This is a genomic window from Shewanella frigidimarina NCIMB 400, from assembly GCF_000014705.1.
Lineage (GTDB): Bacteria > Pseudomonadota > Gammaproteobacteria > Enterobacterales > Shewanellaceae > Shewanella > Shewanella frigidimarina.
This window is the reverse complement of sequence record NC_008345.1, coordinates 3,486,894-3,501,677: the sequence shown is the minus strand read 5'-3', so window position 1 is coordinate 3,501,677 and position 14,784 is coordinate 3,486,894. Positions and strand designations below refer to the sequence as shown.

At 39.5% G+C, this 14,784-nt stretch carries 13 protein-coding genes; 6 read left to right on the top strand and 7 right to left on the bottom strand.

Features of this window, described 5'->3' with window-relative positions; all coding sequences use genetic code 11:
- Nucleotides 1–427 precede the first annotated feature (427 nt).
- Complete coding sequence (locus SFRI_RS15050; RefSeq protein WP_011638359.1) at nt 428–1,093, top strand: cytochrome b/b6 domain-containing protein; 666 nt, start codon at nt 428–430, stop codon at nt 1,091–1,093.
- A gap of 134 nt (nt 1,094–1,227) precedes the next feature.
- Here SFRI_RS15050 and SFRI_RS15045 read toward each other — a convergent pair whose 3' ends face one another.
- The gene (locus tag SFRI_RS15045) at nt 1,228–1,677 is read right to left on the bottom strand and encodes a c-type cytochrome (RefSeq protein WP_011638358.1); all 450 of its coding nucleotides are present in this window, start codon (nt 1,675–1,677) and stop codon (nt 1,228–1,230) included.
- A gap of 314 nt (nt 1,678–1,991) precedes the next feature.
- Between SFRI_RS15045 and trpR the strand changes: the two genes are divergently transcribed.
- Nucleotides 1,992–2,270 carry a trp operon repressor gene (gene trpR, locus SFRI_RS15040; protein ID WP_011638357.1) on the top strand — a complete coding sequence of 93 codons (279 nt, stop codon included), beginning with the start codon at nt 1,992–1,994 and terminating at the stop codon, nt 2,268–2,270.
- A gap of 253 nt (nt 2,271–2,523) precedes the next feature.
- On the opposite strand, the gene SFRI_RS15035 is transcribed toward trpR, so the two are convergent.
- Nucleotides 2,524–2,901, bottom strand: a complete 378-nt coding sequence (locus SFRI_RS15035) for a hypothetical protein (protein WP_011638356.1) — start codon at nt 2,899–2,901, stop codon at nt 2,524–2,526.
- A 246-nt stretch (nt 2,902–3,147) separates the two neighbouring features.
- Nucleotides 3,148–3,714, bottom strand: coding sequence for a peptidylprolyl isomerase (gene slyD, locus SFRI_RS15030; protein WP_011638355.1), 567 nt, complete (start codon nt 3,712–3,714; stop codon nt 3,148–3,150).
- 726 nt (nt 3,715–4,440) lie between these two features.
- Between slyD and thrA the strand changes: the two genes are divergently transcribed.
- From thrA to SFRI_RS15010, 4 genes are all read left to right on the top strand, one after another.
- Complete coding sequence (gene thrA / locus SFRI_RS15025) at nt 4,441–6,906, top strand: bifunctional aspartate kinase/homoserine dehydrogenase I (protein ID WP_011638354.1); 2,466 nt, start codon at nt 4,441–4,443, stop codon at nt 6,904–6,906.
- Entirely contained in the window at nt 6,903–7,862 is a 960-nt protein-coding gene (gene thrB, locus SFRI_RS15020; RefSeq protein ID WP_011638353.1) for a homoserine kinase, read from the top strand. Before thrA ends, thrB begins: the two co-directional genes overlap by 4 nt.
- Nucleotides 7,863–7,908: 46 nt before the next feature.
- A complete protein-coding gene (gene thrC / locus SFRI_RS15015; protein WP_011638352.1) occupies nt 7,909–9,192 on the top strand; it encodes a threonine synthase in 1,284 nt (427 codons plus the stop codon).
- A 184-nt stretch (nt 9,193–9,376) separates the two neighbouring features.
- Entirely contained in the window at nt 9,377–9,919 is a 543-nt protein-coding gene (locus SFRI_RS15010) for a hemerythrin domain-containing protein (protein WP_011638351.1), read from the top strand.
- Nucleotides 9,920–10,046: 127 nt separating this feature from the next.
- On the opposite strand, the gene SFRI_RS15005 is transcribed toward SFRI_RS15010, so the two are convergent.
- The 4 genes from SFRI_RS15005 to SFRI_RS14990 form a co-directional block, all read right to left on the bottom strand.
- A complete protein-coding gene (locus SFRI_RS15005) occupies nt 10,047–10,232 on the bottom strand; it encodes a DUF3545 family protein (protein WP_011638350.1) in 186 nt (61 codons plus the stop codon).
- Nucleotides 10,233–10,411: 179 nt separating this feature from the next.
- Nucleotides 10,412–12,049 (bottom strand): glucose-6-phosphate isomerase, encoded by a 1,638-nt coding sequence (pgi, locus tag SFRI_RS15000; RefSeq protein WP_011638349.1) that lies wholly within the window; start codon nt 12,047–12,049, stop codon nt 10,412–10,414.
- 15 nt (nt 12,050–12,064) lie between these two features.
- Nucleotides 12,065–13,018, bottom strand: coding sequence for a transaldolase (gene tal / locus SFRI_RS14995; protein ID WP_011638348.1), 954 nt, complete (start codon nt 13,016–13,018; stop codon nt 12,065–12,067).
- A 296-nt stretch (nt 13,019–13,314) separates the two neighbouring features.
- The gene (locus SFRI_RS14990; protein ID WP_041413151.1) at nt 13,315–14,433 is read right to left on the bottom strand and encodes an OmpA family protein; all 1,119 of its coding nucleotides are present in this window, start codon (nt 14,431–14,433) and stop codon (nt 13,315–13,317) included.
- Nucleotides 14,434–14,784: the final 351 nt, after the last annotated feature.

Here is a 14,784-nt window from a genome sequence, read left to right as displayed (position 1 = left end):
TCTTGTTGTTTGCTTAACTTCAGATTACCAAGGTTAACCATAAAAATAGTGATCTGCATCACACTTTTGTTGACTGTAAATGTCGAGTGCTGCATATTTGATCTCTTAGACGTTTTGAGTAAAAAAGGCTTAAAATATGCTTGTAATGCTGTGAATATAGGCCCATATTTGAATGGATAAGTTAATACTTAATTAGCTTTGTTGAAGTTTTTTTATACAATTTAAAACACGATTTTGTATGGATTGGTCTTATTCTCAAATACTCTACACATGCCCCTTTATTCTCTTTGTAAAGTAAAGGTTCTTTCATTGTCTCTTTTCGCTACATAACCATGTTTATTTGTATTAGTTTGTAAACCTTCTTGTTTTATTTACTACTGATGAGTTTATAATTTGTCAGTAAACAATAGTAATAAGCAGGTTATTAATGAGTATAGAACAACAAAAAATAAAGGTATGGGATTTTCCAACACGTTTTTTTCATTGGGCTATGGTGTGTTTAGTTGGCGGATTGTGGTGGACAGCTGAAATAGGTGAAATGCAGTGGCATCAAATATTGGCGTACCTATTGATGACACTGATTACATTTAGATTAATTTGGGGCTTTATAGGAAGTGACACCGCTAAGTTTACACATTTTTTTGTTGCACCTAATAAAGTTATCGCTTACGCGAAAGCCCAACCTAAACCTGTATCACTTGGGCATAACCCATTAGGTGGTTATATGGTGATTGTGTTGCTGGGAACACTTGTGTTGCAGTTAACAACGGGTTTATTTGCAACTGATGATATTTTTACTGAAGGCCCGCTGATATATCTAGTTTCCTCAGATACAGCTGGGTGGCTAACCTGGTTGCATAAAACCAATTTCAATCTAATTCTGGCTTTGGCTGCGGTGCATATCATTGCCGTATTAGTGCATGTGTTTAAGGGCGACAATATACTTAAAGCCATGTTCAGTGGTTATAAACAAGTTACCGAACAGGTCGCTTCACCTACATTGCGTTCGCCTTGGATGGCGTTAGTTATCGTGCTAGCCATATTTGCGGCTATTTGGTGGTTACTTCTCGAGCCTGTGGTCAGTTTTTTATAATTTCAGGCAAACTAAAGCCAATAAAAAAGCCCATAAAGATGGGCTTTTTTCATTTTTCTACTGAGCAGAGCTACTTTTACTTGCCATAGCTAACCAATCAAATTAGAGACTGATTCACTCAGTAGCAAAATAGATTAGTCTTTTTTGTAAACGTCGTGGCAACCTTTACAGCTTTTACCTGTGTTAGCAAAAGCTTGTTTAATGTTATTTTGATCGCTTGATTTAGCTGCAACAGCTAATGCCGCAGCATTATCTTGAAATGCAGTCATTTTGCTATCAAAATCGGCTTTATCCTGCCAAATTTTTGCTAGTGCTTCGGTATCGCCTTTATCTGAACCGGCAATAAAACCTTCATGTGGTATCTTTGATAGCGCTGCAACATTGTCTGCACGAGTACTAAATACTGCTGCATCAAAAGGTTTTTTACCTTTTAGCATCGCGCCCATATCACCAAAGTTATAAGCAATTAAGCCGAAAGCAGCTTGGCGGTATTCAATGGCATCTGCAGGTTCTTCAAAATTATTCGCAAACACAGCAGGGATTATCATTGCGGTTGCCGCAACCGTTAGTAATATTTTTTTCATCGTCATCCTTCACTTTTTTGTGGGTGGTACTGGTTCCATAAGCACAGATATCCACATAATTAAGCTAAATTTTAACTAAAGTGCTAACCATTAAATGTTCAGCCTAATAATTAGTCGAGTTTTTAGCGCTTAGTTATGAGGGTATTACACATCATTCTACACAATTTTATAAGCACTTTGCGATATCTTTCATCAATAGCATACCGCAGTTATTTTTCATTTTTCATTACAAGTTTATCGCTAGCAATTTTGCTAATCGGCGTCGTTCCTTGGTACACTTGTAATGTCTGGGCATTACTAAAAAGAGAAAAACAATGCGTGCCAATTGGAATTTAGTAGTAGAAAAAATATTAACCCATGCAAATGAAGATGATTTGTCGGTGTTGTTTCATTTGTTATTAACTGAAGAAGAACGTAGTGCGGTTTCTGGACGTTTACAGGTGTTTCAAACGTTATTAGCAGGGGAGTTGAGCCAGAGACAAATTGCTGCAGAACATCAAGTGAGTATTGCAACGATTACGCGGTGTTCAAATTATTTAAAAAATATGCCAATACATCAAAGAGACTTAGTTAAAAAATTGATTTTAGGCTAAGCAATTAACCATCGATGTGCATCGACACAATATTCCAGTCCTCAGTGCTGATAATTCAATGCTAATAAATTGCCAATATAATTGACTCGATAGGTGTTTTTATTACCTATCGAGCCTGAAGTGTTACTCATAAAATCAAATAGGCATTCATCAATGTTAATGACATTAGGTTCAGCATTAATTCCTGCTAATCAAATGTTCATGTTTTTTGTTCAGTTAATCTTTTTGATCCTCACCGCAATAGTTAATCTGACTATTGGTTAATTCCTCGCGGTAATCTGTGGTGACGATAACTTAAACGTCTTAAAAATAGGTATCCACCATAGGTGGTTAAACACAGTGCAAAAAGTGTGCTGGAATCTCTAGGGTAAAACCGATAAAGGCTCACAGCACCCAACACGTAAATAAAGGGTAATAAACCATAAATTGTTTCGGGGATGAATCCTGATTTGCGTTTACGTTTGGGGTCGGTTCTACGGTTCTTGGAGCGTAAGTTGTAAATATGTGCACCATATAAATACACTACAATTGAAGCAATAAGTGCATAATTTGGTTCGAGTAAAAAAATACTGACACTACCTACAAGCATGTAAGTGAACGGCAGTAATTCATACAGCGGTTTAATTAACATAAGCACTCCGTCGCTAGGTATTAATTATTATATTGGGAGTCAATTAGTGAGGATTGTACCCCCAAGTTATCCTTAACGGTCGATACAATAAATCTGACTAATTGATGTGATTAACGAGCTAACTATAACCTAAACAAAAAGGCACTGCCTAGTAACTAGACAATGCCTTGCGATGTTTCAACCTTTTTACTGACAAATAGACATTAAAGATAGAATGAGTAACTTATCTATTTAATCAATAATGAATTAACGACAGCCACAGCCGCCATTTCCATCACAGCCAGGTTTTTCTGTGCCACATGATTCATGGTCGTGTCCGTGATCATGTCCATGGCTACCACAGCCGCCTTCTGCATGGATATGTCCATGAGATAGTTCTTCTGCTGTAGCTTCTCTTACAGCGATAACTTCGACACTAAAATGCAGTGACTGACCCGCTAGAGGGTGATTACCATCAACAACGATGACATCATCTTTCACTTCAATGACTTGAACAGGGCGTTGACCCATTTCAGTTTCAGCGATAAAACGCATACCTGGAACGATATCTTCGACATCACCAAATGCACTGACAGGAACTTCTTGCTTTAAACCTGGGTGATATTCGCCATAGGCTTGTTCCGCAGGGATCTTTGCCTCGATATTCTCACCAACAGTTTTACCTTCTAAAACTGATTCAAGTCCAGGAATTAAATTTTCAGTGCCATGTAAGTAAACCATTGGTTCACTTTCAAATGAACTTTCTACTAATAGACCTTGCTCATCAGATAAGCGGTAATGAATAGTGACCGCCGCATGTTTTGTAATTTTCATATCGCCTCCAATTGTGATGTGAGTATCATACCGTATTTTGATATCAGGCTGCGATGGCTAACATCAGTTTTTGGTTATTGAATCACAGCTTTTTTTATTTTGTCTTATGCTGCATGTTTTATTGAGTTCATGTTGAAAATAAATCATCTAATTAGTGATGAAAATGGATAAGGCGGATAAATCATCTTGGTAGTACATCTATTGGTAATCTTTTTATGAGTACGTATTAAACTACTTCTTGTATCATTCTGTATTTGTTGAACTTACTTGGCTTTACTTATTTTTTCACCGTTTACGTCAACGTTAGATTGGGCAGTCAATAATGGTTATGGCGACCGATTTTAGATTTTTAACAACTTGATTGTTAAAAAAATCAACTCTACTTAAAAAATAACTAGTAAATAAACTGTAATGAGGGGTTGACAACATTAGGTTAAAAAAGCAATTCTGTTAGCCAACGTGGATCAGCTATTTAATCTAATTAAATATTATCGGCAGTTAACATTTATCCTAACGAAGAGAATCATCAAATGTTTACCCTCATGCTCGTTGTAATTACAACCATTACAACCACCACTATTACCATAGTGGGGGCGGGCTGATTACACCCTAAAAGATTTTGCATGAAAAGCCCGCTTCTAACACCTGAAGCGGGCTTTTTTGTTTTTAATTCTGATATTTGATTTTAATTTAATGTTGTCACTTTAAAGTGGCAAGGAGAGCAACATGAAAGTAATGAAATTTGGTGGAACATCGTTGGCGAACTGGTCTCGTTTTTCGATGGCGGCAGACATTATTGCTGATACGGCTTCGACAGAATCTGTTGCTACGGTACTTTCTGCTCCTGCAACAGTAACCAATGCACTGTTAGAAATGGTTGATATCGCTGTTAATCAACAAGACTATCAGCCAGTGTTAGACCATATCAATGGTGTATTTAGTGGTTTGTTTTCTGATGCCACTTCACTTATTACAGCCGTTCAACATAAATTATTGGTCGAGAAATTAGCTGCGCAAATGCAGGTTTGGAAAGATAAGTTGTATGGAATCAGGTTATTGGGAGAATGCCCTGATAGTGTTCGTGCTGAATTAGTGGTGACCGGAGAGCGCTTATCAGCAGCATTAATGGAACAAGTAATGTTGGCGAAAGACATTACTTCAGCACAATTAGATCCAGTCGCGTTATTTTTAGCTCATGGTCAGCCGTTGGAGTCTGTAGTCGATATTGCGGTTAGCAAGCCTCGCTTTACCTTATTGCCGCTTGATCAATACCGAGTCTGGGTGATGCCTGGATTTACTGCCGCAGATGCTCAAGGCAAAGTCGTAACATTAGGTCGTAATGGTTCTGATTATTCTGCTGCAGTGTTGGCCGCTTGTTTAGACGCTTCTAGTTGTGAAATTTGGACTGATGTGGATGGAGTTTATAACACTGATCCACGTGTTGTGGCCGACGCTAAATTATTGTCACAATTAAGCTATCAAGAAGCGATGGAACTCTCATATTTTGGCGCCAAAGTATTGCACCCTAAAACGATTGCGCCAATTGCTCAATATCAAATCCCTTGTTATATCAAAAACAGTTTTAATCCGTCAGCTCCCGGTACATTGGTGTCTAATGATGATGATAAAACAGGGCTACAAGTTAAAGCGATTTCAAATTTAGACAATCAAACCATGTTTAACGTCTCCGGCCCAGGAATGAAAGGCATGGTCGGCATGGCAAGCAGGACTTTAGCGGTTATCTCTCGCAGTGGTATCTCGGTTTCTCTTATTACCCAAAGCTCATCTGAATACAGTATCAGTTTTTGTGTCTCTACCTCTCAAGCAAACAAAGCTAAATGGGCACTAGAACAAGAATTTGAGCTTGAATTAAAAAGTGAATTACTTGAGCCGATTGAATTGCGTCAAGATTTGGCGATAGTGTCTTTGATTGGTGATGGTATGAAAACCCATAAGGGCGTAGCGGCTAAATTTTTTACAGCACTAGCTAAAGCCAGTGTCAATATCATTGCTATTGCTCAGGGTTCATCAGAGCGATCAATTTCTACCGTTATTCAACAGAAAAAAACCAAGCATGCCATTGGTGCATGTCATCAAGCATTTTTCGATGTTCAGCAGTATTTAGATGTGTTTTTAGTCGGTAGCGGTAATGTGGGTGCTGGATTACTCGATCAAATCAAGCAGCAGAGTGCGATGTTAAAAGAACAGCACATTAGTATTCGTGTATGTGGGATCGCTAATTCGAGCCAAATGTTGTTGAATAGTGAAGGTATTGAACTTGGCGAGTGGCAGTCATTACTGGCCGAGAAGGGCCAAGCATATGATTTAGCTAAGCTACTTGAGTGGGGGCAAGAGCAGCAATTACTTAATCCTGTACTGGTTGATTGTACATCAAGCGAGTTAGTGTCAGACCGTTACCTTGATGTGATGAATGCCGGTTTCCATGTTGTTACTCCAAACAAAAAATCGAATACTCGTGATTATGCTTACTATCAAGCATTGCGTAAAACGGCTTTAACTCAGCGTCGACAATTTTTGTATGAAACGACGGTAGGTGCTGGTTTACCGGTTATCGATAACTTGAAAAAACTCATGTATGCCGGTGATAAGCTACATAAGTTTAATGGTATTTTGTCTGGGTCATTATCCTACATTTTTGGTATGTTAGATGACGGTATGAGCTTATCGCAAGCGACTGCGATTGCGCGTGACAAGTGTTTTACTGAACCCGATCCTCGTGATGATTTAAGTGGTATGGATGTCGCTCGTAAAGTACTCATTCTTGCTCGTGAAGTTGGCCTGCCATTAGAGCTTGAAGACATTAATATTGAATCTGTATTGCCTGCTGATTTTGACGACTCAGGCGATGTTAATCAATTTATGGCGAATCTTGCTTCATTAGATGACCTTATCTCTGCTCGAGTCGCGGCGGCTAAAACCGAAGGTAAAGTGCTGCGTTATGTTGGCCAAATTGAAGACGGGCAATGCCATGTCAGAATTGTTGAAGTCGATGCAACTGATCCATTATACAGTGTTAAAGGTGGCGAGAATGCGCTGGCATTTTATAGCCGTTATTATCAACCAATTCCTTTTGTATTAAGAGGCTATGGTGCTGGTACCGATGTTACTGCTGCCGGGGCCTTTGCTGACGTATTAAGAACCTTAAACTGGACTCGTGAGGTTGGGTTATGAATCAAACGTTAAAAGTAAGCCAAGACACGCTTACTGTGTATGCTCCTGCGTCTATGGGCAATGTTGGTGTTGGCTTTGATTTGCTAGGCGCTGCATTGGCGCCGATTGACGGCTCATTATTGGGCGATAGAGTGATGATTAGCGTCGCTGCCAGCGGGGTTGAATATAGCCAAACAGGTGAATGGGCACATAAATTACCAAGTGATGGTAAGGACAATATTGTTTACCAATGTGCTGAGTTTTTTTTAGATAAATTACAGCGCCAAGATGGTGTAACTGTTTGTTTAGAGAAAAACCTTCCAGTAGGCAGTGGGTTAGGCTCTAGTGCCAGCTCTGTAGTCGCTGCGTTATATGCCTTAAATGAACATTTTGGACAGCCTTTTAACCAGCAAGCCTTATTAGCATTGATGGGCGAGTTTGAAGGGAAGATATCTGGCAGCGTGCATTATGACAATGTAGCGCCATGCTATTTAGGCGGCATGCAGCTAATGCTAAATGCCAGTAACAAAGCATGCGCTGCTATTCCAAGTTTTGATAATTGGTATTGGGTTATCGCTTACCCGGGAATTTCATTATCTACTGCCAAAATGCGCGAATTGCTGCCGCAGCAATATGATAAGTCTGTAGCCATCGATTTTGGTCGTTATTTAAGTGCATTTGTTCACGCGAGTTATCAGCAAGACGCTGCTTTGGCAGTTGAAATGCTGAAAGATGTTTTGGCCGAACCTTATCGTGCATCCGCAATACCTGGTTATACCGAAGCACGAGCGGCATTAGCTGAATTAGGCATGCTGACTAGCGGTATTTCTGGCAGCGGCCCCACATTGTTTAGTGTAACCGACGATTTAGCCACCGCAGAAAAAGCCAAAAACTGGTTGATGCAACATTATATATCTGAGCAAGGTGGTTTTGCTCACGTTTGTAAATTAGATAAACTTGGCACGCGCTGCGTGTAACGCTCTCTTTCACATTATTGATATTGAAATTTAAAAGGCAGTCGCAATGGAATTATATAACTTAAAACACCCATCGCAGGTAGTTAACTTCAGTCAAGCGCTTCAACTGGGTTTAGGTAAAGATAGAGGATTGTTTTTCCCAAAGTCCATTCCAGTACTATCCAATATTGATGCATTACTGGCATTACCCTTTGCTGAGCGAAGCAAAAAAGTCTTGGGTGCTTGGTTAGCGGATGAACTCGGGCAGGAGAATGTTGATAAGCTTGTTGATAAAGCATTTACCTTCGATGTACCACTCGTTAAGGTTGATGATAAACGTGCTTGTTTAGAACTTTTTCATGGTCCGACATTAGCGTTTAAAGATTTTGGCGCACGGTTTATGGCTCAATGCGTTGATTTACTTGCCGGCAATAAAAAACTGACTATTTTAACCGCAACATCGGGTGATACTGGCGCTGCAGTAGCGGATGCATTTTACGGCCTAGATAACGTCAATGTAATGGTGTTATACCCCAAAGGTAAAATTAGTGAACTGCAAGAAAAGATGTTTACTACCTTAGGTAAAAATATTCATACCGTGGCAGTAACATCTGACTTTGATGCTTGTCAGCATCTGGTTAAACAAGCTTTTGATGACAGTGATGTTCGTGACGGCTTAGCGTTAAATTCTGCTAATTCGATTAATATTAGTCGTTTATTAGCTCAGATATGCTATTACTTTGAAGCGGTAGCGCAAGCAAAACAAGCTGGACATCATGAGCTTGTGATGTCTGTACCCAGTGGTAATTTTGGTAACTTAACCGCTGGGTTATTTGCTAAAGCCATGGGGTTACCAATTAAGCGTTTTATTGCTGCAACCAATAGTAATGACACGGTACCGCGTTATCTCACTGGTGGTGAATGGCAACCACATAAAACCGTGGCGACCATGTCTAATGCTATGGATGTGTCAGAGCCAAGCAATTGGCCTCGTGTAGAAGCGATTTGTGAGCAAATGGGCTGGCCGTTATCATTGGTAACTGGCGTGGCTCTTTCTGAAGATGCCACCGCTGGCGCCTTAGCAGAACTTTATCAGTTGGGTTATCAATCAGAGCCCCATGCGGCGATTGCAGCTCATGCATTAACGCTTGGGTTAACTAGTAAAGAAACTGGGGTGTTTCTTGGTACAGCGCATCCTGCTAAGTTTAAAGATGTGGTTGACCGTGAGTTGAACATTAATTTACCGTTACCTCCTGAATTAGCTGCGGTGGCACAAAAAACGATTTTATCAGCAGAATTAGATGCTGACTTTGAGCAGCTTAAAGCGCATATGTTTGCTGTGCTAAAGTAACCTCTTAGTTTCAGATATCTAACACCTAATATCAATTGGATTGATATTAGGTGTTTTTTTATATTCCAATATTATGATCTTGGTCATACCTCATTATGCTTATCCCAGTGTAGATTAGTAAAAGACTCATTATTGGCTATTATTTATACATTGGTGTTTTGTAGATAGATGACGGGAGAAGGTTATGTTGCAACGTTTAATGCGCGATCATAAGCATATTGCCATTTTGTTGAATATCCTTTCGAATAAATTGACTCGATTGGCTGAAGGTAACGGAGTTAATTTTAATCTGGTTAGGGATATCGTTGAGTATATGCAAGGCTATGCTGAGCATAGTCATCACCCGTTGGAAGATATTATTTTCGATTATTACAGTAATAAAACGGGTTTAGCGAATTGTGGCCAACTTTATAATGAACATCATCGTTTGGCTGAGGCATCGGGTGCTTTAGTTTATAGCTTGAATATGATTCTTTCGGATGTGGTTATCTCGCGCGACAAGCTGATTAATGATCTTAAAGAGTATATTGAACTACAACAATTGCATATGCAGTATGAAGAACGAGAAGTCTTTCCGAATTTTGTTAAGGCATTAGATAATAACGATTGGCAAAAAATAACCGTATTATGTCAAAATCGGTTAATTGAAGATCCGTTATTTAATGATAATGATAAAACGATTTTTGAAGATTTACGGACCTATATTGAACATGCAGATAATAAATGATGTTATTGCCCTTGGGCTAGAGGGCTATGATGTGCATTGCATAGGCAAGCTATAAATCTTGGCAAACAAAAAGAGCGCATTATGCGCTCTTCTAATCGATTTTACGGTTAAGTGTGATGGGATCTAATTAAAGCACTAGTGTATTAACGTCGAAATCGAATGAATCATCAATATCTTGCAATTCCTTGAGTAAACGCTGCTTATCCTTAATGGCTTCAATTTCACGCCATTTGCGTTTTTTTGACGAGCTTTTTGAACGGGTTGGTCTTTCAACAACTTCGTCTAGCGCACCACCATAGTCTAATCGATCCATGGTAACCTCCCTTGTTATTATGATGTCTCTGCACAAATAAGTACCATATTTCAGCTATAGGGTGCAATAGTTGTGTTGCATTTACGTTACTAATAAATCACAATTTAGTGAATTCGATATCAAAAACGCATAAAAAAACCTCAGCAAGCTGAGGTTTTTATTCAAGGCTAGTTTTTGTTTTATAGCTTACCTTTACGGTATAGGTTCACTAATGCATTGCTCGATCCATCTAAATCGGTAGCATCGTGGTCTGCACCAATTCGTTCAAGCACATCATTGCCTAATTGCTTACCTAGCTCTACACCCCATTGATCAAATGAGTTTATCTGCCATATAGCACCCTGAACAAAGGTTCTGTGCTCATATAGCGCGATTAACGCACCTAATGTTGTTGGCGTTAGCTTATCCATCAATAAGGTATTACTTGGCTTATTACCAACCATTACTTTATGTTTGGCTATAAGCGGCTTTTGTTGCTCATCAAGCTTGCTATTACTTAGCTCAGCAAGTGCTTCATCGTAGGTACGACCTTGCATTAAGGCTTGGGTTTGTCCAAAGCAGTTTGATGCAAGTTGGTCATGATGTTCACCCAACGGATTATGACTTTGCAGCGGCATAATAAAGTCAGCAGGAATAAGTGCAGTGCCTTGATGTAGTAACTGGTGGTATGCATGTTGACCGTTAGTGCCTTCACCGCCCCAAATAACGGGACCGGTGCTGTAATCGACGTCAGTACCATCGAGAGTCACTGATTTACCATTACTTTCCATGTCGAGTTGTTGGAAATAAGCTGGAAGACCACGTAAGTAATGATCGTAGGTTAAAATGACATGTGATTGAGCACCATGAAAATTACCATACAATACTGACAACATAGCCATGATGACTGGCATGTTTTGTTCGATAGGCGTATCAGCAAAATGTTGATCCATTTGATGCGCGCCATCTAACAAGGCCGTAAAGTTATCCATACCAACAAGTAGCGCAATAGGTAAACCAATGGCTGACCATAATGAGTAGCGTCCGCCAACCCAATCCCACATTGGGAATATGTTGTTTGCGTCCATACCAAACTCAGTGGCTTTTGTTACATTAGATGTTACTGCAACAAAGTGTTTAGCCACATCTTGTTGGCTTGCACCCTGGCCTAAAAACCAATCTTTAGCGCTAAGGGTGTTGGTTAGAGTCTCTTGAGTACTGAATGATTTTGACGACATCACAAACAATGTGGTCTCAGCATTGAGGTTTTTTAATTTTTCACAAATAGATGTCGCATCTACGTTGGCAACAAAATGGCAATTAAGTCCTTCTTGCCAATATGGTCTAAGCGCTTGTGAAACAATTTTAGGTCCAAGAAATGAACCTCCAATGCCGATACTGACGATATCTGTAATCGCTTTACCGGTATAACCTTTCCACTCGCCTGATTGCACTGAGCCAACAAACTTAGCCATTTTAGCTAATGTTTGTTGCACTTCAGGAACGATATTCGCTCCTTCAGCAATAATCGTTTGAGTTGCTTTACTGCGTAATGCAGTGTGCAATACTGAGCGCTGTTCGGTGTTGTTAATCACATCACCATTAAACATTGCAGTAATTTTTTCACTCAGTTTTGCTTCTTTAGCGAGAGAGAATAGCAGCTTAAGTGTTTCATCGTTCACACGGTTTTTAGAGTAATCTAAAAACAGACCACAAGCCGCAACGCTCATTTGCTCAAAACGTTGTGGGTTTTGGGCAAATAATTCGCGCATGTGAGGTAGTTGACTTGAATGGGTTTGTAGCGCCTTCCAAGTCGTGCTTTGTGTCAGTGTAGTCACGAGTAAAGCCTCCAACTAGCTTAATTTTGTTTTTAGCATAACTTCTAGTTTGCCTTGATCGATGGCAAAATTACGAATGCCTTCTGCTAACTTATCAACTGCCATTGGGTCTTCGTTAAATACCCAGCGGAATTGTTCTTCAGTTAACGCAGCTGGAGCAGACTGTGTTGCTGGCGTTGCAACCAATTTCTGGATAATTTCTACATCAGTATTGGCTAATTCTTCTAACAATGCTGGTCCAATCGTTAGACGATCACAACCGGCTAATTCGATAATCTCACCGATATTTCTGAAACTTGCACCCATAACAACTGTGTTATAACCGTTCTGCTTGTAGTAGTTGTAAATCTCAGTAACAGAGACAACACCAGGATCGGTTTCTGCAGTGTAATCTTGACCGGTGTCTTTTTTATACCAATCTAAGATGCGACCCACAAAAGGCGAAATAAGGTATACGCCAGCTTCTGCACAAGCTCTTGCTTGAGCAAAGCTGAATAGCAATGTTAGATTACAGTTGATGCCTTCTTGTTCAAGTTCTTTTGCTGCGCAAATACCTTCCCAAGTAGAAGCTAATTTGATCAAAATACGTGATTTATCAATTCCGGCATCTTTATATAATTTGATTAGCTTGTGCGCTTTGTCGATTGAGCGTTGCTTGTCAAATGATAAGCGAGCATCGACTTCTGTTGAGATACGACCTGGCACTAGCTTTAAAATTTCTACGCCAATATTCACAGCAAGCTTGTCACCTGCATCTTCAATCTGTTGTTCAATACTGTGGCTTTGGGTTTTAGCCCATTCGATAGCATTCTCGATAAGAAAAGCATATTCAGGGATCTGCGAGGCTTTTAAAATGAGTGATGGGTTGGTTGTTGCATCTTCAGGCTGGTAACGTTTAATAGCTTCTATGTCGCCGGTATCAGCAACGATGGTCGTGAATGATTTGAGTTGCGCGAGTGCATTGGCCATGGAAATTTCCTCTCGTTAAGCAATGAATATAGATCAATGCCTTTATTAGAAGCGATTTTAGGGATTATTCCAACTTTATTTGTAAAAAAATTACGAAATTATCCGTTATTTTCGCTTATTTAAAGCCATTATTGTTGCTAAATGGACAGAATCGGTCAGATTATACGGAACATACTTCCAATTCTAATACCGCAACGTCAGTGTTAGTCACTGGTGTACTGGTTTTTACGTTGTTCTTAAAATAAAAAAGTCGCTGCAAGCAGCGACTTCTAAAGTATAGCGTATCTATATTACAATTAACGTAATACTACGCGCTTTTCAGTACCCGTCACGATAGCTTCGATACGACGGTTAACACGGTTAGCTTCAGCTGAGCTACCTTGCATAACTGGTTTAGTTACACCGTAACCAACAGAACTGATACGGCTGATGCTAATGCCATATTTTTTGTTTAGTGCACTTGCAACTGCTACCGCACGACGCTCAGAAAGCTTCATGTTGTATTCTGCTTTACCTACGTTAGACGCATGGCCTTGAACAGATACAGTGTGTTGTGGGTATTTAGTTAAGTGGTCAGCAAGTTTTTCTAAATCAGCAAACGAACCAGCACGGATTTCAGCTGAATCATTAGCAAATAAAATACCACCTAAGTCATACTTAGTTGTAACGTTTTCATAAACGCTACAACCAGTAGCATCAACTTTGTGAGTTGATGGTGTGTCTGGACATTTGTCGATGTTGTTTGTTACGCCATCTTTATCATCATCACCAAGTGGAACAACAACTGGTGCAACAACAACTGGAGCAGCAACTGGAGCTGGAGCACTAGTACCAAAACGGTAGCTTAGCTCAAGACCCCAATAGTTACTTTCCATTGAAAGTGTATTCCACTTTTCTTCGTCAAGATTTTCATAACGACGGTATTTAGCTTGTAACTTTAAATTGTCAGTAAAGTTATAACCAATACCAGCACCTAAGTATGGTGCAATACCGCTATCACTGTAATATTCAGTGTTGTATTCTTTTTTGTTCGAGATTAGGTAGTTAAACGCACCAGCTTCAGCTGATAAGCTCCACTTGTCTGCAAGTGGGTAAAAACCAACAAAACCTAATGACATTCCACGAGCACCAACATCATTGCGCTTGTTAGAATAATCAGTCCACTCAGCACGACCAAGGTCACGGTAGCCTAGTTCAATACCAACATATTCGTTAAATAAATAACCACCAAAAACATCCCAAGCATATGGGTCATCTTCACCACATACTTTCATGGTTTTTTGGTCACAGCTAGGTTCATAGTTGTTTACGCCTAAACCACCACCAACGTACCAAGGTGTTAATTCTTGTGCAGCTGATGCAGCGAAAGGCAACATAGAGGTGAGTAATACTACTTTTAATGTGTTCTTCATCATATTTACGTCCATTGTTATTTTACTCCACCAAATATGCATGTAACGGAGTTGTTATTGTCATGCATTACTGACGCTTAATGTGGTGTTTCTTTGTATTTTAGTCAGCGGCGCAATTATGGTTGGTAATTAGATGTTTTTCCATAGTAAAAAGGATTAATTTTTGGTAATGGAAGAGTCGATAGCACTTAGGTTGAAATTCTATTTCTTTGAAATAATGAATCAAAACATGAGTTAAGTATGTTTGTTCTATTTTATAAATGATTGAAAACGAATTGTGAATATCATCATTATTTTTAATAAGTTAGTTTAATCTGCCCTAAATGGATACTTTGGGTAACGATAAAAACAAAA